Raw genomic sequence first — 20,719 nt, 5'->3', positions numbered from 1 at the left:
CGTTTCGCTTCCACGAAAGGGCACGTCAGTGCAGAACAAAGCAGCGCAGAACAACGCAGCGCAGAACACAGCAGCGCAGAACACCTCCTCCTCCGCGGGCCGCGGCTCCTCCGCCGGCCGCCCCCGCGACCTCCGCTGGCGCGTCGTCGACATCGTGGTGGCGAGCGTCGTCGCCGTCGCCGCGGGCATCGTCTTCTGGGCCTGGGGCCTCGCGACCAACGTCATCGGCGTCGCGTTCGACTTCCTCCCCGGACTCGGCGGCATCCTCGGCGGCGGCTGGCTCTTCGCCGGCGTGCTCGGCGGGCTCATCATCCGCAAGCCCGGCGCGGCGCTCTACACCGAGCTGCTCGCGGCGGTCGTCTCCGCGCTGATCGGCACGCAGTGGGGCTTCCTCGTCCTGCTCTCCGGTCTCGTCCAGGGCCTCGGCGCCGAGATCGTCCTCGCCCTCTTCCTCTACCGCAGCGGCCGCCCGCTGGTCGCGATGCTCGCCGGCGCCGGCGCCGGTCTCGCCCTCGCGGTCAACGATCTGCTGATCTACTACCCCGCCGTCGACGATCTCTTCCGGACCGTCTACGTCGTGTCGTCCCTCGTCTCCGGCGCCGTCCTGGCCGGCCTCCTGCCCTGGTTCGCCGTGCGCGGCCTCGCCGCCTCCGGAGCACTGGACCGCTTCGTGTCCGGCCGGGAGGGCCGTGTGGTCGAGGGGGCGGGTGCGGGCGCTCGATGACCGGCGCCTCGATCCGGGCCCGTGGCTGGAGCTGGCAGCACGCGGGCCGGTCGAGTGCGGCCGTCCGAGGTCTCGACCTCGACGTGCAGCCGGGCGAGCGCGTCCTGCTGCTCGGGCCCTCCGGCGCGGGCAAGAGCACGCTGCTGCACGCGCTGGCCGGCGTCCTCGGCGGTGAGGAGGACGGCGCCGACGACGGCGAGCTGAGCATCGACGGCGCGGGCCCCCGCGAGCGCCGCGGTGTCGCCGGTCTCGTGCTCCAGGACCCGGACACGCAGGCCGTCCTGGCCCGCGTCGGCGACGACGTCGGCTTCGCCTGCGAGAACCTCGGCGTCCCGCGGGCGGAGATCCCGGCGCGTGTGAGGCGCGCCCTCGACGACGTCGGGCTCGATCTCGCACTCGACCGGTCGACGTCCGCGCTGTCCGGCGGGCAGAAGCAGCGGCTCGCCCTCGCGGGTGTCCTCGCGATGCAACCGCGGCTCCTGCTGCTCGACGAGCCGACCGCCAATCTCGACCCCCGCGGTGTCGAGGAGGTGCGCTCGGCGGTCGAGCGGACCACGGCCCGCACCGGCGCCACCCTGATCGTGGTCGAGCACCGCGTCGACGTCTGGATCGACCTCGTCGACCGGATCGTCGTGCTCGGCTCCGACGGGACGGTCGTGGCCGACGGCGAGCCGCGGCCCGTCCTCGAGCGCGCGCGCGAGGTCCTCGTCGCCGCCGGTGTCTGGCTCCCCGGCGGGCACCCCGGTCGGCGCTCCGAGGCGGCCGGCCCGTCGTCCCCCGCGCTCACGGCCGAGGCCCTGGACCTCGCCCGCCCGGTCTTCGGCCGCCGCACGCCGCCGCTGATCGCCCGCGGTCTCGACCTCGCGATCGAGGCGGGCCGGGTCACCGCCGTCCTCGGTCCGAACGGCGCCGGCAAGTCCACGCTCGCCCTGACCCTCGCGGGACTGCTGCCGCCGGCCGGCGGCGAGGTCGTCGCCTCTCCCTCAGTGCGCGACGGCGCGTCGCCGCACCCGCACCGGTGGAGCTCCCGGCAGCTCGCCGACCGGGTCGCGATGGTCTTCCAGGAGCCCGAGCACCAGTTCCTCACCGCGCGCGTGCGCCAGGAGCTGCACCTCGGCGTCCGCGACGAGCTGGAGCGCCGCCGGGCGGACGAGCTGCTCGAGCGGCTCGGTCTGGCGCACCTCGCCGAGGCGAATCCCTTCACCCTCTCCGGCGGCGAGAAGCGGCGGCTCGCCGTCGCCTCGGCCCTGGTGCGGCGTCCGGCCGTCGTCGTGCTCGACGAGCCGACGTTCGGCCAGGACCGGCGGACCTGGGACGTGGTCGTCGATCTCCTGGCCGAGCTGCGGGACGAGGGCCGCGCCGTCCTGGCAGTCACCCACGACGAGCACCTGGTGTCGGCCCTCGCCGACGCCGTCGTGCGCCTGGGCGAGCCCACGGTGGTGACCGGATGACGCTGCTCGACGCCGTTCCCGCCCGCGGGCGCATCGCGCGCGCCAACCCGGTCGCGAAGCTCGTGGCGAGCCTCGTCATCGCCGTCGTCCTCGTGCTGACGGTCGACGTCGTCTCGGCCGCGACCGCGCTCGTCCTCGAGCTGCTCGTGCTGCCGTTCGCCGGTCTGCGGCTGGGCGATCTGGTGCGGCGCACCGCCCCGATCTGGATCGCGGCGCCGCTCGCCGGCGTCACGACCGTGCTCTACGGGCGCGACAGCGGCGCGGTGCTCGGGCAGTTCCTCTTCGTCTCGGTGACGGAGGGATCCGCCGCGCTCGGCGCCGCGATCGCCCTGCGCGTGCTCGCGATCGGCCTGCCGAGCGTGGTGCTGATCGCGACGACCGACCCGACCGACCTCGCGGACGGCCTCGCGCAGATCCTGCGACTCCCGGCGCGGTTCGTCCTCGGCGGACTCGCCGGCATGCGCCTCGTCGGCCTGCTCACCGAGGACTGGCGCACCCTCGCGATGGCCCGGCGCGCCCGCGGCGTGGCCGACGGCCGCGGACCGGTCGCCGCCCTGCGGAGCCTCGGCGCCCGCAGCTTCTCCCTGCTCGTGCTGGCGATCCGGCGCGGCAGCCGCCTGGCCACCGCGATGGAGGCGAAGGGCTTCGGCGCGGACACGCCGCGCAGCTGGGCTCGCGAGTCCCGCCTGGGCGGCTTCGACGTACTGCTGATGCTGGGTGGAGTCGGGATCGCGGCCGTCGCGGTCGCCGTCTCCGTCGCCACAGGGGCCTGGAGCTTCGTGCTGCATGGCTGAGTCGCGGCCGCAGCCGCTGACCGCGGCGACCGTCCGGACGCTCGCGCGCCGCCTGCTCGGCCGTCGGGCGCGCACGGTACTGCTCGACGGCCCGAGCGGCTCGGGGAAGTCGACCTTCGCTCTGGCTCTCCTCGCGGAGCTCCGGCGCACGGCCGGGGCCCCCGAGGCGGCGCTGGTGCGGATGGACGACGTCTACCCGGGCTGGAGCGGCCTGGAGCGCTCCGTCGTCATCGCGACGGAGCGGATCGTCCGTCCGCACGCCCTCGGGCTCGGCGCGCAGTGGCAGGCCTGGAACTGGGCGAGCGGGACGACCGCCGGGCCGCGCGCGGTCCGAGCCCCGCTGCTCCTGGTGGAGGGCTGCGGCGCGGCGGGGGAGCGGAGCCGGCGCCTCGCCGATCTCACGATCTGGATCGAGGCGGACGACGCACAGCGCAAGCGCCGCGCACTCACCCGCGACGGCGCGCTCTTCGAGCCGCACTGGGACTCCTGGGACGAGCAGTTCCGGCGCTACTGCGCCCGGGAGCGGCCGCGGGAGGGCGCCGACCTGATCCTCGACTCCAGCGACCCGGAGGGCGCACCGCGGGACTGACGCCCGTGCTCAGGCCCAGCCGAGCTCGTGCAGCCGCTCGTCGTCGATGCCGTAGTAGTGGGCGATCTCGTGGACGAGGGTGACGTGGATCTCGTCGCGCAGCTCGTCGAGCGTCTCGCACGCCGCGAGGTGCGGCTCGCGGTACAGGATGATCCGGTCCGGCATCTCGCCGAACCCGTAGCGCTCGCGCTCGGTCAGTGCCACGCCGTCGTAGAGCCCGAGCAGATCGAGCGAGCCGTCCTCGGGGCGGCCCTCGACCACGAAGACGACGTTCTCGAGCCCGTCGACCATGTCGTCGGGGAGCTCGTCGAGCTCGGCGACGACCAGCGTCTCGAACTCGGACTCGTCGAGGGTGAGCATCGGCGGCCTCTCGTCGTCGGTCGGTCTCGTCGTCGGTCGGGCGCAGCGGCAGGAAGACGGAAGGCCCGGAGTCGACGACTCCGGGCCTTCCGAACTGGGGTGAGTAACGGGGCTCGAACCCGCGACCTCCTAGACCACAACCAGGCGCTCTGCCAACTGAGCTATACCCACCAGGACGGTGTTCCGCGGGGCGAACCCGCGAAGCAACTGTACGAGAGTACTACATCCGCGAGGCGAACTCGTCCACGACGGCGGCTGAGACGGCCTGCACCTCGGCCGTGGTGGGGCCGGGCTCGCTGACGAAGACGGCCCGTCGGTAGTAGCGCAGCTCGCGGATGCTCTCGAGGATGTCCGCGAGGGCGCGGTGCCCGCCGTGCTTGGCGGGAGCGTTGAAGTAGATGCGCGGGAACCAGCGGCGGGCCAGCTCCTTCACCGTCGACACGTCGACGTTGCGGTAGTGCAGGTGCGAGTCCAGCCGCGGCATGTACTTGACCAGGAAGGCGCGGTCGGTGCCGATCGAGTTGCCGGCGAGCGGCGCCTGCTGCTCGGCGGGCACGTGCTTGAGCACGTACTCGAGGACCTCGTACTCGGCCTCGGCGACGCTGACGCCGTTCGGGATCTCCTCGAGCAGGCCCGAGGTCTCGTGCATCGTCCGGACGAAGTCGCCCATGTTCTCCAGCGCCGTGGCGTCGGGGCGGATGACGATCGACAGTCCCTCGTCGAGGGGCTCGAGATCGAAGTCGGTGACGATCACGGCGATCTCGACGAGTTCGTCGACGGCGAGGTCGAGTCCCGTCATCTCGCAGTCGATCCAGACAAGACGGTCGGGCGCGCTACTCATGCGCCGAAGTCTAGCCGCGGCCACCGACACGGCCGCGGCGGCGGGGGAGCGCCTCCTAGACTCGATCCCCGTGATGATCCTCGTCTGCGTGCTGCTGATCGCCAACGCCGTCTGGAACGCCGTCGTCTGGCCGCCGTTCCTCCGCCGGGTGCGGAAGGACCCGCGGGCCCGCGACGCCTCGGGCCGCGCGACGACCTTCCTCCGCGTCCACACGATCCTGATCGGGATCTCGCTGGTGCTCGCCGCGGTGTCCCTGGTCGTCGGCGTGCTGGGGCTCGTGCAGGGCGCCTGACGCCCTCCGGCCACCGGCGCCGTGGCGACGCCGCCCGCCCGAGGCCCCGTAGTACCCTGGCGGGACGCCCCCGTAGCTCAGCGGATAGAGCAGCAGCCTTCTAATCTGACGGTCGCAGGTTCGAGTCCTGCCGGGGGCACTTCCGTGCCGTCGACGTCCTCGCCGGCGCTCGTCGGCTCCTCTCTCACGAGCGCGAGACGCAGATCGGCGCTGCTCTGAAGTGTCCGCTCCGTCGTCCCTCGGAAGCGGGGCACCTCGTCCCCCGGACGCGGGCTCGCGACTCCTCGGCCGCTAGCACACGTGATTTCGCTGAGCAACACCGGCGTGTTTGCCCGCATCCGCCGTTCCGCCCGTGCAGCGGCCCCTAAGCTGACCCTGCACCGGAATTACAACGACGTAAGAAACGGAGGTACGACCATGTTGCTCCTCGCCATCCTCGGCGGAATCGCCGTCGCGTGGACGATCATCGCGGCGCCCCTCGCTGTGCTGGTCGGTCGAGTCGCTCGTGCTCGAGATGCGCACGTCTGAGACGTGCGGACTGCACCACGGAGAAGGCCCCGATCGCACTCGCGATCGGGGCCTTCTCTCCTGGACGGCTCGGCCGTCCGGGCTGCTCTACTCCGCGGGCCGCGCGGCGGGGGTGCCGGACTCGCGCTCCGCAGGGGCCTCATCGGGCTCCTCCGCGGGCGCTGACGGCGTGCTCGACGCGGGCTGCTCGACGGGCGGCAGCTCCTCGACCGGGCGCTCGCGCGACGGCACGTCGAGGCGGTCCACGTCCGCCAGAAGTCGGCGCGTTTCGTCGTTGTGCGAGCCCTCCGCGACGGGCGGCAGCACGATGGTCGGCGTGGACGAGCGCTCGAAGGCGACGGTGGGCTCTCCGGACCCGGACTTCGACCCGGACCCCGAGCCGGCGCCGACGACGACCGGGGTCGACGCGGCGGCCGCGGGGGCGGGACGGGCGGGCTCCGTGGAGCGCTCGCTCGAGCCCTCCGTCGAGGCACTCGACTTCGGCGTCTCGGGGCGCGAGGTCTCCGAGAAGCGCCAGCGCTCGAGGTCGGCGAGGAAGGCCTTGCGGGCGCGCCCGGGCTTGTCGCGCCAGAGCACGAGGCGGTCGCGGAACTCGCCGACGCTGGCCTGGGTCTGGTAACCGCCGGTCGACGAGGTGTGCTTGAGGTCGGCGAGCTCGTGCGCAGCCCAGTTGGCGGCGACTCCGGAGCCCTTGACCGGCAGCAGCCGGAGGTGCGTCTCGGCCTGTGCCGCGGCACGGTCGCTGAGGATGCGCTCGGACTGGCTGAGCACGTTCCACGCCGAGGCGTCGACCGCCGCGTCGATGAGCGTCGCGATGACGGCGTTCTTGCGCTCGTGCTCCTGCTGCCGGATGAGGCGCGCGATCGCCGAGCGGAGCACGAGCGCGGCCACGATCACCCCGACGATCAGGGCGAGGAGGACGAGTGCGGCGACGAACGCCGACTGGCGCCCCTCGGCCGTCTGGACCCAGGTCACGAATTCGTTCCACCACTGCATGAGCCGAACGTTAGCCCGGGCTCCGGCGGCGGGAGGGTCAGGCGCGCCGACCCCGGGGGGATCGGCGCGCCGACCAGCCGCTCAGGCGACGCGGAAGACCTCGATCGCGTCCTCGACGCTCCAGAACTCGCCGATCTCGGGGCCGGAGGGCATGCCCGCGCGGAGCAGCCGGGCGCGGTACCTCTCGCCCTGCGGGCCCTCGACGAGCTCGACGTGGCCGACGATCGAGCCCTCGCCGGTGGACACCCGCCAGAGACGGGCGTTCACCCGGGTGAGGGTCGGCGGGACGCGGGTGGCGTGAAGGGTGGTGAGGGACACTGCTTCCTCCTGCTGGTCGCTGCTGTTCGAGCCGCACCCCGGGACGGGGGCGGGAGCACCCACCGGCCGAGTGCTCTCGCAGACTACGAGCGACCACCGACATCGCTGCCGGCCCGTCGGGGTCAGGTCAGCGACGTCCCGTGCACCGCGAACTCCTCGATGGCGGCGGTCTCCGACTCGGTCAGCGGACCGGCCTCGAGGGCCGCGACGTTCTGCTCGAGCTGCGCGACGCTCGACGCGCCGATGATCGCGCTGGTGACCGTCGGCACCCGGAGCACCCAGGTCAGCGCGAGCTGCGCGAGGGTCTGCCCCCGGCCCTCGGCGATCGCGTTCAGGCCGCGGGCGCGCTCGAGGTACTTCTCGTCGATCCGATCGGAGGAGAGGAAGCGCGAGGTCGCCGCGCGGGAGCCGGCCGGGACCGTGCCGTCGAGGTAGCGGTCGGTCAGCAGCCCCTGGGCCAGGGGGGAGAAGACGATGCAGCCGGTGCCGATCTCGTCCAGGACCGGGAACAGGCCGTCCTCGATGTGGCGGTCGAAGAGGGAGTAGCGCGGCTGGTGCAGCAGCAGGTGCACCCCGCTGCCGGCCAGGGCCGCCTCGGCCGCGCGCGTCTGCTCGGGGCTGTAGTTCGAGATGCCGACGTAGAGCGCCTTGCCCTGCTCGACGGCCGAGACCAGCGCGCCCATCGTCTCCTCGATCGGCGTCTCGGGGTCCGGCCGGTGCGAGTAGAAGACGTCGACGTAGTCGAGACCCAGGCGGGTCAGGCTCTGATCGAGCGAGGAGAGCAGGTACTTGCGCGAGCCCCCGTCGCCGTAGGGGCCGGGCCACATGTCGTAGCCGGCCTTCGAGGAGATGATCATCTCGTCGCGGTACGGGCGGAAGTCCTCGGCGAAGAGGCGGCCGAACGCGGTCTCCGCGGCGCCGTAGGGCGGGCCGTAGTTGTTCGCGAGGTCGAAGTGGGTGATGCCCAGATCGAAGGCGCGGCGCAGGATCGCGCGCTGCGTGTCGAGGGGGCGGTCGGATCCGAAGTTGTGCCAGAGGCCGAGCGAGAGGGCGGGCAGCGTCAGGCCGCTCCGTCCTGCACGTCGGTAGTCCATGGCGTCGTAGCGGGTGGGGACGGCGTCGTAGCTCACCCGGCGACTCTATTCCAGGGGTCCGCCCGGTGGAATGCGGACGGCCCGGAGGGTGTTGGATCGAGTGACGTGCCCGGCACCCCGGCCGCGTCGATGCGACAGGAAGTGAGTCACACGCAATGCGCACATTCGTACTCGCCGGAGGATGCTTCTGGTGTCTGGACGCCGTCTACCGCGTCCTCGACGGCGTGACCGACGTCGTCTCCGGCTACACCGGCGGCTCCACCCCGAACCCCGACTACGAGGCCGTCTGCACGGGCCGCACCGGGCACGCGGAGGCCGTCGCCGTCACCTTCGACCCCGAGGTCATCCCCGAGCAGGTCATCCTCGACGTGTTCTTCACCCTGCACGACCCGCGCCAGCTGAACCGCCAGGGCAACGACGTCGGCACCCAGTACCGCTCGGCGATGTACTACTCCTCCGAGGAGGAGAAGGAGCTGTTCGAGGCCGCTCGCGACCGCGCGTCCGAGTGGTGGGACGGGTCGATCGTCACCGAGATCTCGCCGCTGGGCGTCTATCACGAGGCCGAGGACTACCACCAGGACTTCTTCGCCAAGAACCCCGGCCAGGGCTACTGCCTCGCCGTGGCGCTGCCCAAGGTGAACAAGATCCGCAAGTCGTACTCGAAGTACATCCTCGCGTCCTAGCGCTCCTCCCCAGGCGATGATCTCGCCGGGTCTCCACCGAAGGGCCCGCCTCCACCCCGGAGGCGGGCCCTTCGTCGCGATGCTGTCCCTGCGTCGCCCGGACGGCTCCAGCCCCTTCCGTCCGGGCGGCGTCCCGACCGCACTCGCGGCGGGGAGGAGGGCGCCGCGGACCGCGGCGACCGAGGAGAGGACAGCAGCATGACCGACACCCTGACCGTCATCGGAGTCATCGGCACCGAGCCGCGGAGCATCGGCACGACGAGCGGCACCGCGATGACGACGTTCCGGCTCGCGTCCGCTCAGCGGCGCTACGACCGCGCGACGCAGCGCTGGGTCGACGGAGCGACCAACTGGTACACCGTCACCGCGTTCAACGGCCTCGCCGGCAACGCTCTCGCCTCGCTGTCCCGCGGCGACCGCGTCCTGGTCACCGGCCGGCTCTCGATCCGCTCCTGGGAGTCGGGAGGCAAAGCGGGGACGGAGGTGGGCGTGATCGCCGAAGGGCTCGGCCACGACCTGGCGTGGGGCACGACGAGCTACACGAGGGCGGCGGCGCGGTCGACGACGGCGGCTCCCGAGACGGTCGCGGCGGAGCCGTCCGGGTGGAGTCCGGAGGCGCCGGCGAGCACCGAGGGGTCGTCCGGCGCCGACTGGGCGACGGGTCCCGCCCCGGCGCCGAGCGCGACCGAGCCGTCGTTAGAATCGGCGGACACCCCGTTCTGATGCGGTGTCCGGCGTGCGTCCTGCCGCCGTGGGAGGGATTCGAGTGAGCGCAGTCCGAGTGAGCCCGGATCGACAGGGAACGAGGTCCGTCGTCCGCGTCGGCCTCCGAACGGGTGCGGTGCTCGCACTCCTGGCGGGGCTGAGCGGCTGCACGGCTCCCGCCGCGCCGCCCACGAGCGAGAGCCCGTCCGCCTCCTCCGCCCCCGCCGCACCGGAGTCGGCCGCGCCCGTCGTCCTCGTGCCCGGAGGCACCGCCGAGGAGAACCTGCCCTACTTCCGCCAGATCGTGACCGCGACCGCCGGCTCCGACCCCGAGACGACCGGCCGCAGCGTCGTCGACGCCCTCGTGGCCGGCGGCTTCGCGAAGGAGTCGATGCAGCTCACCGCCGACGAGACGTCGGTCGGCCTCGAGGCCGACTCCGTGCAGGTCTCGGTCAAGGCGAGCGACGCGTGCCTGATCGGCCAGTACGGCCCGAAGGTGGAGGGCGTCCGCGCCGTCGTCGCGGCGCCGATCGCGACCGGCGCCTGCCTCATCGGCAGCACCGTCCCGCTCGACGGCTGAGCCCGCGGCACCCGCTCCTGCGCGGGGCCGAACGCGCGGCGCGTCCAGCCGGTATCCTCGGAACCGGCCCGGCCTCCGACCTTCCCGCCCGCGCTCCCGCGTGCGGTGGTCGATCACCGGCGACATTCCGGCCGAGGGGCACCCGACGAACGGGACGCCCCCGGCGGAGAGCGGGGCTCCGAGAACGTACGAGCGGTTGAGGGACTGAAGTGGCTGAATACATTTACTCGATGGTGCGCGCCCGCAAGGCGGTCGGCGACAAGCTGATCCTGGACGACGTGACGATGTCGTTCCTGCCGGGGGCGAAGATCGGCGTGGTCGGCCCGAACGGCGCCGGCAAGTCGACGATCCTCAAGATCATGGCGGGGCTCGACACGCCCAGCAACGGCGAGGCGCGGCTGAGCCCGGGCTACACCGTCGGCATCCTGATGCAGGAGCCGGAGCTCGACGAGACCAAGACGGTGCTCGAGAACGTCCAGGAGGGCGTCGGCGAGATCAAGGGCAAGATCGACCGGTTCAACGAGATCTCGCTGGCGATGGCCGACCCGGACGCCGACTTCGACAGCCTCCTGGCCGAGATGGGGACCCTGCAGGAGGCCATCGACGCCGCCGACGCCTGGGACCTCGACTCGCAGCTCGAGCAGGCGATGGACGCGCTGCGCACCCCGCCGGGCGACTCGCCCGTCACCAGCCTCTCCGGTGGTGAGAAGCGCCGCGTCGCGCTGACCAAGCTCCTGCTGCAGAAGCCCGACCTGCTGCTGCTCGACGAGCCCACCAACCACCTCGACGCCGAGAGCGTCCTCTGGCTCGAGCAGTTCCTCTCCAAGTACCCCGGCGCGGTCCTCGCCGTGACCCACGACCGGTACTTCCTCGACAACGTCGCGGAGTGGATCGCCGAGGTCGACCGCGGTCACCTCTACCCCTACGAGGGCAACTACTCGACCTACCTCGAGAAGAAGAGCGCCCGCCTCGAGGTCCAGGGCAAGAAGGACGCGAAGCTCGCCAAGCGCCTGACCACCGAGCTCGAGTGGGTGCGCAGCAACGCCAAGGGCCGCCAGACCAAGTCGAAGTCGCGCCTGGCGCGCTACGAGGAGATGGCGGCGGAGGCCGAGAAGACGCGCGTGCTCGACTTCGAGGAGATCGTCATCCCCGTCGGCCCGCGCTTGGGCTCGCAGGTCATCGACGCGAAGAAGCTGCACAAGTCTTTCGGCGACCGCGTCCTCATCGACGACCTCAGCTTCACCCTGCCGCGCAACGGCATCGTCGGCGTCATCGGCCCGAACGGCGTCGGCAAGACCACGCTCTTCAAGACGATCGTCGGCTTCGAGCCGCTCGACTCCGGCGACCTCAAGATCGGCGAGACGGTCGACATCTCCTACGTCGACCAGACCCGCGGCGGCATCGACCCGAACAAGAACCTGTGGGAGGTCGTCTCCGACGGGCACGACTACATCCAGGTCGGCAAGACGGAGATCCCCTCGCGCGCCTACGTCTCGCAGTTCGGCTTCAAGGGACCGGACCAGCAGAAGCGGGCCGGCATCCTCTCCGGTGGCGAGCGCAACCGCCTCAACCTGGCGCTGACGCTCAAGCAGGGCGGCAACCTGCTCCTGCTCGACGAGCCCACCAACGACCTCGACATCGAGACGCTGGGCAGCCTCGAGAACGCGCTGCTCGAGTTCCCCGGCTGCGCCGTGGTGATCACCCACGATCGCTGGTTCCTCGACCGGATCGCGACGCACATCCTGTCCTACGAGGGCACCGAGGAGGACCCGGCGAACTGGTACTGGTTCGAGGGCAACTTCGAGTCCTACGAGCAGAACAAGATCGAGCGGCTCGGCCCCGACGCCGCGAAGCCGCACCGCTCCGCGTACCGCAAGCTCACCCGCGACTGATGCGCCTGCACGTCGCCATCCCGCTGCGCTGGTCGGACTTCGACGCCTACGCGCACGTCAACAACGCCGAGATGCTGCGCCTGCTCGAGGAGGCGCGCATCCAGGCCTTCTGGCGGCCCGACTCCCCGGAGACGGCCGGGATGGCGACGGCGGTGCTCGACGCCCGCCCGGGCGCTCGGACCATCAGCCTGATCGCCCGGCAGGAGATCGAGTACCTGGCGCCGATCCCGTACATGCGGGCCCCGCTCGACATCGAGATGTGGATCGGGCGGATCGGCGGCGCCAGCCTCGAGGTCTGCTACGAGCTGTACTCGCCGGCCGGAGTCGCGCCCCGCGTGCTCTACACGAAGGCCGCGACGACGCTCGTCATGGTGACCGCCGCGACCGGTCGGCCCGAGCGCATCCCGGACGAGCTCCGCGAGGTGTGGACGCCCTACGTCGAGGAGCCCGTCGCCTTCTCCAAGCGCAGCTGACGGCGCCCCCGTCCGGCGGGTGGACCGGTGGGCGGGCCTCGGCCCTCCCGGTCCGTCCGCCCGCCGGGCGATCCGCTCAGCCGAGCGGGACGCGGACCATGCCCTCCTGCGCGACGCTCGCCACCAGGCGGCCGTCGCGCGAGTAGATGCGTCCGAGTGACAGGCCGCGGCCGCCCGAGGCGCTCGGCGACTCCTGCACGTAGAGCAGCCACTCGTCGACGCGGGCCGGACGGTGCCACCACATCGCGTGGTCGAGGCTCGCGATCCGCAGCCCGGGGGTGATCCAGGCCGCACCGTGCCGGCGCAGCGTCGACTCGAGGATCGTGTAGTCGCTCGCGTAGGCCAGCGCGGCGCGGTGCAGGAGCGCGTCGTCGGGCAGCGGGCCGAGCGCGCGCATCCAGACGCACTGGTGCGCGGTGCGGCTCGGATCGGCACGGAGGTAGACCGGCTGCTCGACGTGCCGGACGTCGAAGGGCCGCTGGGTGGCCCAGAAGCTGCCGACGGGGTGGTCGACGCCCTTCAGGACCTCGGCCGTGCTGGGCAGCGACTCGGGATCGGGCACGCCCTCGGGCATCGGCGTCTGGTGGTCCAGGCCCTCGTCCTCCGTCTGGAACGAGGCGATCATCGAGAGGATCGGCGCGCCGTTCTGGTAGGCCTGCGTGCGACGGGTGGCGAACGAGCGGCCGTCGTGGATCCGGTCGACCGAGAAGGTGATCGGCAGCGACACGTCGCCCGGCCGGAGGAAGTAGCCGTGCATCGAGTGCACGCTGCGGTCCTCGACGGTGCGACCGGCGGCGATCAGCGACTGCGCCAGCACCTGCCCGCCGAACACCCGCCCCTCGGGCATCCACTGCGACGGACCGGTCGAGATGTCCTCGCTGGTGCGGGCGCCCGTGTCGACGAGATCGAGGGCGGTGAGGAAGGACGAGAGGGGATCGGACACGGTGCCTCCGGGGTGTCTGCCGTTCAGGGGAGCGGCCTCGGGTAAGTTTATCGACGCGATGATGTCGTCCTTCTCCCTGGCGGATCCGCCCAGCCTCTCCGATCTCCGCGTGTTCCTCGGCCGGTCCGCGCGCGTCGAGGACGGCGCCGTGCGCCTCCTCGCTCAGGACCACGTCCTGGCGGCCTACACGGCGATCCTCCAGCCGCGCGGCCTGCTCGACCGGTCCTCGACGGTGCTGGGCCTGCGCGTCTTCGCGCTCGACCAGCCCGCCGGCTTCGATCGCGTGGTGCCGATCCGCGCCCTCTCCGACCGGCTCGCCCGCCTGCAGTGGGAGCCGGGGGGAGCCGACGGCAAGCCGGTCGTGCTGCCCGACGGCGACGACGCCACGGCGGGCGCCTGGGCGGGCATCTCGCCGCCGCGCGGAGGCTGGGCCCGTCGCGAGCCGGTCGACCCGGCCTTCCTCGAGCGGGTCGCCCGCGAGGGCATCGACGAGATCGCGGCCGCGGTGGGCTCCCAGACCGGCGAGCAGATCGTCGGGCGCGTGCGCTCCTCCGTCTGGGGGCGCCCGCTCGACGGCCTCGAGGACGTGCCGGCCGGCGCCGCCTTCGCGCTCTTCGCGCTCGGCTTCCTCGGCGCCGACGACCCGGTCGCCCTGCTCGAGAGCGGGCAGTGGCGGCGGCTGACGTCCAAGCGCGGCCACGTGCTCGTCCGCACCCCCGCCTGAGCGGGAGAGGCCCCGGGGCGAACGTCGGCGCTGCGCCTCGGCTACTCCTCGAAGGTGTTGACCATCGCGTGCGCCGCGCGCTCCAGGTAGTCCCAGAGCATCGCGTCGTCCGCCGGGGCGAGCTCGAGCTCGTCCACCGCGACGCGCATGTGCGCGAGCCAGTGGTCGCGGGCCTCCGGGTTCACCTTGAACGGCTGGTGGCGCATCCGCAGTCGCGGGTGCCCGCGCTCCTGACTGTAGGTGCCGGGGCCGCCCCAGTACTGCTCGAGGAAGCCGGTGAGCCGCTGGATCGCACCCTCGAGGTCGTGCTCGGGATACATCGGCCAGAGGACCTCGTCCTCGCGGACGCCCTCGTAGAAGCGGCGGACCAGGCGCTCGAAGGTGGGCCGGCCGCCGAGGTGCTCCCAGAAGGAGCGCATCGGGGGAGTCCCGCCGATCTGCAGCCCGCTCACGAGCGCGGTCCCTGCTGGGGCGGCACGGAGCCGCCGCCGTCCTGGGGACGCTGCTCCGGAGGCGCCGACGGCTCTGCCGCCTTCGGCCGGCGCAGGGTGCGCGGCAGGCGCACGGGCTTGCCGTGCTCGGTGGTGACGGTGGCGGTCGGCGTGGTGCGCGGACCCTTCACCCCGCCGACGCTCGTCGCGCCCTCGAAGCCGCTGAGCACCACCGCGCTGAGCGAGGGCAGCTTCACGTCGAGGGAGTCCAGAGCGCGCTTCAGGCGGATGCGGAGCTCGCGCGCCACGTCGTCCTTCGCCGTCGTGCGGGTCTTCAGCACCACCCGGATGACCAGCGCGTCGTCGGCGATCGACTCGAGGCCCCACAGCTCGGGCTTGTCGATGATGCGGGCGCGCCAGCGGCTGCTCGAGGCGAGCTCGTTCGCGGTGCTGAGAACGGTGCTCTGGACCGACTCGAGGTCGGTCTCGTAGGGCACGGCGAGGTCGATGATGACCCGCGACCAGCCCTGCGACATGTTGCCCACCCGCACGATCTCGCCGTTCCGCACGAACCACAGGGTGCCGTTCACGTCGCGGATCTGGGTGATGCGGACACCGACGTTCTCGACCACTCCGGTCGCCTGCCCGGTGTCGACGACGTCGCCGACGCCGAGCTGGTCCTCCGCGACCATGAAGAGGCCGTTGAGCACGTCCTTGACGATGTTCTGCGCGCCGAAGCCGAGGCCGGCGCCGAGCGCGGCCGTCAGCAGCGCGAACGAGCCGATCAGCGTGTTGTCGATGGTGTTCACGATCATCACGACGGCGATGACGACGATCAGGATCGAGCTGATGTTGTTGAGGATCGAGCCCAGGGTCCTCGTGCGCTGGACGACCCGGACCGCAGCCAGGGGAGAGGCGGCGATCGCCTGGGTGTCCTCGACGCGCTGGCGCCGCTTCACGCCGGAGACGATCTGATCGACGACACGGCCCACGACGAAGTGCGCGATGACGCGCGCCAGCAGCGCGCCGAGCACGATCGCGAGGACGGCGACGCTCTTCCAGAAGAGCTCGGAGTCGAAGAAGGAGATGGTCGCGGCGACGGGGTCTGGGGTGGAGGTGTCGAGAAGCAGCATCCCGTCCAGGCTAAGGGACGCCCGCCTGCGAGTCCCGGCGACGCCGCCGCGCCACCGCCCGGTCGCGGGGGATAGATTCGACGAGGGCCTGCCCGGGCCCCGAACTCCGCACCAGGGGAAGGACGCCCGAATGCTCCACTCCACCCGGACTCCCGCCGAGAAGCGCCGCCTCTTCCGCGAGCGGCTCGCGACGGGCGAGCTGCTGCAGCTGCCGGGGGCGTTCACCCCGCTCTCGGCGCGGCTGATCGAGGAGAAGGGCTTCGACGGCGTGTACGTCTCGGGCGCGGTGCTCTCGGCCGAGCTCGGCCTGCCGGACATCGGGCTGACCACGTTGAGCGAGGTCGCGGGGCGCGGCCAGCAGATCGCGCGGATGACCGATCTGCCCGTCCTGATCGACGCCGACACCGGCTTCGGCGAGCCCCTCAACGTCGCGCGCACCGTGCAGATGCTCGAGGACGCCGGAGTCACGGCGCTGCACATCGAGGACCAGGTGAACCCCAAGCGCTGCGGGCACCTCGACGGGAAGGCCGTCGTGGACGAGAAGACCTCCGTCCGGCGCATCGCGGCCGCGGTCGACGCCCGCCGCGATCCGGGCCTCGTGATCATGGCCCGCACCGACATCCGCGCCCTCGACGGGCTCCCGGCCGCGATCGACCGGGCGAAGCGGCTCGTCGACGCCGGAGCCGACGCGATCTTCCCCGAGGCGATGCGCGACCTCGGCGAGTTCGAGGCCGTCCGCGACGCGATCGACGTGCCGATCCTGGCGAACATGACCGAGTTCGGGAAGAGCGAGCTCTTCACGGCGCGCCGGCTCGCCGACGTCGGCGTGAACATCGTCATCTACCCCGTGTCGCTGCTGCGCATCGCGATGGGCGCGGCGATGCGCGCGCTCGACACGCTCAAGGCGGAGGGCTCGCTGCAGTCCGAGGTGGCGGGCATGCAGACGCGCGCCGAGCTCTACGAGCTGCTGGACTACTCCGCCTACAGCCGCTTCGACGAGGGAGTCTTCGACTTCAGCCTCGACGGCCACCACGGCGCCTGACCGACCTGGGACAGACCGACCCGGGACCGATCCACCCAGGATCGGACCACCCCTGGCACCGCCCTCTCGGGAGGCGCCGCCGCCGGCACGATCGCGAAGGAGCGAGCGATGAGCACCACCGAGCAGGACATCCGCAAGGGACTCGTGGGGGTCGTCGTCGACACCACGGCGATCTCGAAGGTCGATCCGGAGTCGAACTCGCTGCTGTACCGCGGCTATCCCGTGCAGGAGCTCGCGGCGGACCGATCGTTCGAGGAGGTCGCCTGGCTGCTGTGGAAGGGCGAGCTGCCGACCGAGGCGGAGGCGGAGCAGCTGCGCGCCTTCGAGCGGGCCCACCGCGAGCCGGCGCCCGAGGTGCGCGCGGTGGTGGACATGCTGCCGGTCACCGCGCATCCGATGGACGTGGTGCGGACGGCGGTCAGCGTGCTCGGCGCGCTCGAGGCCGACCCGGACGACGAGTCCCCGGAGGCGGTGCTGGAGCGCTCGATGCGGCTCTGGGCGGTGCTGCCCGCGGTGGTCGCCTCGATCCAGCGCCGCAGGCACGGGCAGGAGCCGATCGCTGCGCGCGACGATCTGGACTACTCCGAGAACTTCCTCTGGATGACGTTCGGCGAGCTGCCTGATCCCGTGGTCGTCGACGCCTTCCGGGTGTCGCTCGTGCTGTACGCCGAGCACTCCTTCAACGCCTCGACCTTCACCGCCCGGGTCGTCACCTCGACGCTGTCGGACGTGCACTCCGCCGTGACGGCGGCCGTCGGGGCGCTGAAGGGTCCGCTGCACGGCGGCGCGAACGAGGCCGTGCTGCACGTCTTCGACGAGATCGGGATCGGCGCGGACGCCGGGCCGCGCGCGCGGACGTGGTTGGCGGAGGCCCTCGCGGGCAAGCGCAAGGTGATGGGCTTCGGGCACCGCGTCTACAAGTCCGGCGACTCGCGCGTGCCGACGATGGACGCCGCGCTCCGGCGCGTGGCGGAGCAGGCCGACGCGGCCGACATGCTCGAGCTCTACGACGCGCTGGCGGCCGAGATGGCGGAGCGGACGGGGATCCTGCCGAACCTCGACTACCCCTCCGGACCGGTGTACCGGCTGATGGGCTTCGACACGGAGCTGTTCACGCCGCTCTTCGTCGCGGCCCGCGTCGTCGGCTGGACGGCGCACGTGCTCGAGCAGCGCGCGGCGAACGCGCTGATCCGCCCGCTGTCGGCCTACGACGGCCCGGCGCGCCGCTCGGTCCCCGAGCGCTGACGACGGCGGATCTCGATACGCCGGCTGCGCATGCTGGTCGATCAGCATGGTGCGCCTCCGGCGAGCGGCGCATGCAGAGCATGCTGGTCGAGCAGCCGCGGAGCGGCGTATCGAGACCCGCCCTCCCGGTGGCGGCGGATCTCGATACGCCGGCGTCGCCGGCTACTCGATCAGCATGTCGTGCCGGCCGCGCCGGCTACTCGATCACGTGAGGCGCCGGCAGGCCGTGCTCAGAGCGCCGCGTCGCGCTCCTGTGCGCGAAGGGCGCGCTCGACACCGGCAAGGTTCTCGATCACGAGGCGGCGGAGCGCCGGGACCTCCGGGTTCGCGTCGAGCCAGGCGCGGGTGGCGTCGACGATCGCCTGCGAGGGGGTCGCCGCCGGGTAGAACCCGACGACGAGGTACTCGGCGATCTTGTAGCTCTTCGCGTCCCACAGCGTGCGGAGGGCGCCGAAGTACACCGGCACCATCGCCTCCAGCACGGCGGGGTCGCTGGTGCGCTGGAAGCCGAGACCCGTCGCGCGCACGATGGTGTTCGGCGCGGAGTCGTCCAGTGTGACCGAGTCCCAGGCGGCGCGCTTGGCCTCCGCCGTCGGGATCGCGGCGCGGGCGTTCGCCGCGGACTGCGCTCCCGTGGCCGTGTTGTCGGCCGCGAGCGCGGCGTCGATCTCCGACGCGTCCGCGCGCCCGCCGGCGACGAGCGCGATCAGCAGCTCCCAGGAGAGGTCGGTGTCCACCTCGAGACCCGCGAGGGTCGTCGTCCCGTCACGCAGCGCCTGGATCGCGTCCAGGTGAGCCGGGGTCGACGCCACGGCGGCGAAGACCTTGACGAACTGGAACTGGGCGTCGCTGCCGGCCTCCGCGCCCTGCGCGAGCGACCAGAGCCGGTCGCCCACCTCCTCGAGCACGGCGTCGCGGTGCTCGGGCGCGACGTACTGCGTGGCCGTGCTGACGAGCTGGCCGAGGACCGTGCGCAGCGTCGTCGACTCGGTCTCGGTCGCGATGTTGCCGAGGACCAGGCGGACGAAGTCGCGCGGAGCCGACTCGGCGTCGCGGGTGGCGTCCCAGACCGAGCCCCAGACCAGCGAGCGCGCGAGCGGGCTGGAGATGCTCGCGAGGTGCTCGATCGCGACGGCGAGCGAGGCGTCGTCGAGGCGGATCTTCGCGTAGGCGAGGTCGTCGTCGTTGAGCAGCACCAGCGCGGGGCGGGTGCGGCCGATCAGCTCGGGCACCTCGGTGCGCTCGCCGTCCACGTCGAGCTCGAGCCGGTCGACGCGCACGAGGCGGTCGCCCTCGAAGTCGTAGAGGCCGATCGCGAGGCGGTGCGGGCGGATCGTCGGGTGCTCCGCGACCGCGGACTGCACGATCGCGAACGAGGCGATCGCGCCGTCCTCGTCGACCGCGATCTCGGGACGCAGCGTGTTGACGCCGGCCGTCTCGAGCCACTGCGCCGACCACTCGGTCAGGTCGCGCCCGCTCGTCGCCTCGAGCTCGACCAGCAGGTCGCTGAGCTCGGTGTTCGAGAAGGCGTGCTTGACGAAGTACTCGTGCACGCCGGCCAGGAACTCCTTCTCGCCGACCCAGGCCACCAGCTGCTTGAGCACCGAGGCGCCCTTCGCGTAGGTGATGCCGTCGAAGTTGACCTGGACGTCCTCGAGGTCGTTGATCGTCGCGACGATCGGGTGCGTCGAGGGCAGCTGGTCCTGGCGGTAGGCCCAGCTCTTCTCCATCGCGGCGAAGGTCGTCCAGGCCTCGGTCCACTCGGTCGCCTCGGCGGTCGCGAGGGTGGAGGCGTACTCGGCGAACGACTCGTTCAGCCAGAGGTCGTTCCACCACTTCATCGTGACCAGGTCGCCGAACCACATGTGCGCGAGCTCGTGCAGGATCGTGACGACCCGGCGCTCCTTGACCGCGTCGGTCACCTTGGATCGGAAGACGTAGGTCTCGGTGAAGGTGACGGCTCCCGCGTTCTCCATCGCGCCCGCGTTGAACTCGGGGACGAAGAGCTGGTCGTACTTCGCGAACGGGTACGGCACCCCGAACTTCTCCTCGTAGAAGGCGAAGCCCTGCTTGGTCTTCTCGAAGACGTAGTCCGCGTCGAGGAACGGCGCGAGCGAGGCGCGCGCGAACACTCCGAGCGGGACGGTGCGGCCGTCGGAGGAGACCAGCGAGTCGGTCTCGACGACGTAGGGGCCGGCGATGAGCGCGGTGATGTAGGAGGAGATCCGCGGGGTGGGCTCGAAGCTCCAGGTCGCGACGCCGTCGCCCGCGGGGACGGGCTCGGGGGTCGGCTGGTTCGAGACGACCTGCCAGGAGGCGGGCGCGGTCACCGTGAAGGAGAAGGCCGCCTTGAGGTCGGGCTGCTCGAACACCGCGAAGACGCGGCGCGAGTCGGGGACCTCGAACTGCGAGTACAGGTAGACCTCGCCGTCGACCGGGTCGACGAAGCGGTGCAGGCCCTCGCCGGTGTTCGTGTAGAGCGCGTCGGCGTCGACCCGCAGCTCGTTCTCCGCCGCGAGCGAGTCGAGGCGGATGCGCACGCCGTCGGCCACGTCGGCCGGGTCGAGCTCCACGCCGTTGAGGGTCACGGAGTGCACGGTCTTCGTGATCGCGTCGATGAAGGAGGAGGCCCCCTCCTGCGCGGTGAAGCGCACGGTCGTCGTGCTGCGGAAGGTCTCGGCCCCCCGCGTGAGGTCGAGGGCGACGTCGTACGCGTCGACCTGGATCAGCGAGGCGCGCTCCTGCGCTTCGCTCCGGGTGAGGTTGTCTCCAGGCACAGGGTGCTCCATCCGTTCGTCTCGGCACTGCCGCTTCGGCGCCGGGGTGCGGGCGCCACCGATCCACCCTAGGGCCGCGTCGGGCCCGCGCACCCGGGAGGCTC

22 protein-coding genes and 2 tRNA genes are annotated in these 20,719 nt (G+C 72.1%); 14 read left to right on the top strand and 10 right to left on the bottom strand.

The genetic code is table 11. The features are described 5' to 3' along the window. The first annotated feature begins 28 nt into the window (after positions 1–28). The 4 genes from HQQ82_RS02330 to HQQ82_RS02315 are packed head-to-tail and all read left to right on the top strand — an operon-like array spanning position 29 to position 3,558. Complete coding sequence (locus tag HQQ82_RS02330) at positions 29–724, top strand: ECF transporter S component (RefSeq protein ID WP_367947778.1); 696 nt, start codon at positions 29–31, stop codon at positions 722–724. Further along, positions 721–2,175, top strand: coding sequence for an ABC transporter ATP-binding protein (locus HQQ82_RS02325; RefSeq protein ID WP_173231472.1), 1,455 nt, complete (start codon positions 721–723; stop codon positions 2,173–2,175). The genes HQQ82_RS02330 and HQQ82_RS02325 overlap by 4 nt, the downstream gene beginning before the upstream one ends. Next, a complete protein-coding gene (locus HQQ82_RS02320) occupies positions 2,172–2,969 on the top strand; it encodes an energy-coupling factor transporter transmembrane protein EcfT (RefSeq protein WP_173231471.1) in 798 nt (265 codons plus the stop codon). The genes HQQ82_RS02325 and HQQ82_RS02320 overlap by 4 nt, the downstream gene beginning before the upstream one ends. Beyond that, the gene (locus tag HQQ82_RS02315; RefSeq protein WP_173231470.1) at positions 2,962–3,558 is read left to right on the top strand and encodes a hypothetical protein; all 597 of its coding nucleotides are present in this window, start codon (positions 2,962–2,964) and stop codon (positions 3,556–3,558) included. The genes HQQ82_RS02320 and HQQ82_RS02315 overlap by 8 nt, the downstream gene beginning before the upstream one ends. Before the next feature lie 9 nt (positions 3,559–3,567). Here the strand turns inward: HQQ82_RS02315 and HQQ82_RS02310 are convergent, their stop codons facing one another. From HQQ82_RS02310 to orn, 3 genes are all read right to left on the bottom strand, one after another. Then, positions 3,568–3,918: a metallopeptidase family protein gene (locus HQQ82_RS02310; RefSeq protein WP_173231469.1), complete on the bottom strand. Its 351-nt coding sequence runs from the start codon at positions 3,916–3,918 to the stop codon at positions 3,568–3,570. A 95-nt stretch (positions 3,919–4,013) separates the two neighbouring features. Then, positions 4,014–4,089, bottom strand: a tRNA-His gene (locus tag HQQ82_RS02305). A gap of 49 nt (positions 4,090–4,138) precedes the next feature. Beyond that, entirely contained in the window at positions 4,139–4,759 is a 621-nt protein-coding gene (orn, locus tag HQQ82_RS02300; RefSeq protein WP_173231468.1) for an oligoribonuclease, read from the bottom strand. Between orn and HQQ82_RS02295 the strand changes: the two genes are divergently transcribed. Continuing rightward, positions 4,758–5,051, top strand: coding sequence for an SCO4848 family membrane protein (locus tag HQQ82_RS02295; protein WP_367947777.1), 294 nt, complete (start codon positions 4,758–4,760; stop codon positions 5,049–5,051). The genes orn and HQQ82_RS02295 overlap by 2 nt on opposite strands. A gap of 66 nt (positions 5,052–5,117) precedes the next feature. Continuing rightward, positions 5,118–5,190, top strand: a tRNA-Arg gene (locus HQQ82_RS02290). A gap of 476 nt (positions 5,191–5,666) precedes the next feature. Here HQQ82_RS02290 and HQQ82_RS02285 read toward each other — a convergent pair. The 3 genes from HQQ82_RS02285 to HQQ82_RS02275 form a co-directional block, all read right to left on the bottom strand. After that, positions 5,667–6,575, bottom strand: coding sequence for a hypothetical protein (locus HQQ82_RS02285; protein WP_173231467.1), 909 nt, complete (start codon positions 6,573–6,575; stop codon positions 5,667–5,669). Between the two features lie 81 nt (positions 6,576–6,656). Beyond that, positions 6,657–6,893, bottom strand: a complete 237-nt coding sequence (locus HQQ82_RS02280; RefSeq protein ID WP_173231466.1) for a hypothetical protein — start codon at positions 6,891–6,893, stop codon at positions 6,657–6,659. Positions 6,894–7,015: 122 nt separating this feature from the next. Then, a complete protein-coding gene (locus HQQ82_RS02275; RefSeq protein WP_173231465.1) occupies positions 7,016–8,023 on the bottom strand; it encodes an aldo/keto reductase in 1,008 nt (335 codons plus the stop codon). Positions 8,024–8,142: 119 nt separating this feature from the next. Here HQQ82_RS02275 and msrA point away from each other — a divergent pair, with 119 nt between their 5' ends. From msrA to HQQ82_RS02250, 5 genes are all read left to right on the top strand, one after another. Then, the gene (gene msrA / locus HQQ82_RS02270; protein WP_173231464.1) at positions 8,143–8,670 is read left to right on the top strand and encodes a peptide-methionine (S)-S-oxide reductase MsrA; all 528 of its coding nucleotides are present in this window, start codon (positions 8,143–8,145) and stop codon (positions 8,668–8,670) included. 198 nt (positions 8,671–8,868) lie between these two features. Beyond that, positions 8,869–9,393, top strand: coding sequence for a single-stranded DNA-binding protein (locus HQQ82_RS02265; protein WP_173231463.1), 525 nt, complete (start codon positions 8,869–8,871; stop codon positions 9,391–9,393). Positions 9,394–9,511: 118 nt separating this feature from the next. After that, on the top strand, positions 9,512–9,955 hold the full coding sequence (locus HQQ82_RS02260) for a hypothetical protein (protein ID WP_173231462.1): 444 nt from the start codon (positions 9,512–9,514) through the stop codon (positions 9,953–9,955). Between the two features lie 209 nt (positions 9,956–10,164). Further along, a complete protein-coding gene (ettA, locus tag HQQ82_RS02255) occupies positions 10,165–11,847 on the top strand; it encodes an energy-dependent translational throttle protein EttA (protein WP_173231461.1) in 1,683 nt (560 codons plus the stop codon). Further along, positions 11,847–12,320: a thioesterase family protein gene (locus tag HQQ82_RS02250; RefSeq protein WP_173231460.1), complete on the top strand. Its 474-nt coding sequence runs from the start codon at positions 11,847–11,849 to the stop codon at positions 12,318–12,320. The genes ettA and HQQ82_RS02250 overlap by 1 nt, the downstream gene beginning before the upstream one ends. Positions 12,321–12,396: 76 nt before the next feature. Here HQQ82_RS02250 and HQQ82_RS02245 read toward each other — a convergent pair whose 3' ends face one another. Further along, positions 12,397–13,263 carry an acyl-CoA thioesterase gene (locus HQQ82_RS02245; protein WP_367947776.1) on the bottom strand — a complete coding sequence of 289 codons (867 nt, stop codon included), beginning with the start codon at positions 13,261–13,263 and terminating at the stop codon, positions 12,397–12,399. Positions 13,264–13,324: 61 nt separating this feature from the next. Between HQQ82_RS02245 and HQQ82_RS02240 the strand changes: the two genes are divergently transcribed. Continuing rightward, the gene (locus HQQ82_RS02240) at positions 13,325–13,987 is read left to right on the top strand and encodes a hypothetical protein (protein WP_367947775.1); all 663 of its coding nucleotides are present in this window, start codon (positions 13,325–13,327) and stop codon (positions 13,985–13,987) included. Between the two features lie 41 nt (positions 13,988–14,028). Here HQQ82_RS02240 and HQQ82_RS02235 read toward each other — a convergent pair whose 3' ends face one another. Then, entirely contained in the window at positions 14,029–14,406 is a 378-nt protein-coding gene (locus tag HQQ82_RS02235; protein WP_123446018.1) for a globin, read from the bottom strand. A 29-nt stretch (positions 14,407–14,435) separates the two neighbouring features. Next, positions 14,436–15,551: a mechanosensitive ion channel family protein gene (locus HQQ82_RS02230; RefSeq protein WP_173231458.1), complete on the bottom strand. Its 1,116-nt coding sequence runs from the start codon at positions 15,549–15,551 to the stop codon at positions 14,436–14,438. 130 nt (positions 15,552–15,681) lie between these two features. On the opposite strand from HQQ82_RS02230, the gene prpB reads away from it, so the two are divergent. Further along, positions 15,682–16,593: a methylisocitrate lyase gene (gene prpB / locus HQQ82_RS02225; protein ID WP_173231457.1), complete on the top strand. Its 912-nt coding sequence runs from the start codon at positions 15,682–15,684 to the stop codon at positions 16,591–16,593. A gap of 108 nt (positions 16,594–16,701) precedes the next feature. Beyond that, entirely contained in the window at positions 16,702–17,838 is a 1,137-nt protein-coding gene (locus tag HQQ82_RS02220; RefSeq protein ID WP_173231456.1) for a bifunctional 2-methylcitrate synthase/citrate synthase, read from the top strand. Between the two features lie 230 nt (positions 17,839–18,068). Here the strand turns inward: HQQ82_RS02220 and pepN are convergent, their stop codons facing one another. Then, on the bottom strand, positions 18,069–20,615 hold the full coding sequence (gene pepN / locus HQQ82_RS02215; RefSeq protein ID WP_173231455.1) for an aminopeptidase N: 2,547 nt from the start codon (positions 20,613–20,615) through the stop codon (positions 18,069–18,071). Positions 20,616–20,719 lie beyond the last annotated feature (104 nt).

Origin of the sequence: Rathayibacter sp. VKM Ac-2856 (assembly GCF_013205055.1) — a bacterium.
In the GTDB taxonomy this organism is placed as follows: Bacteria; Actinomycetota; Actinomycetes; order Actinomycetales; family Microbacteriaceae; genus Rathayibacter.
This window is presented reverse-complemented; position numbering and strand designations above follow the sequence as displayed.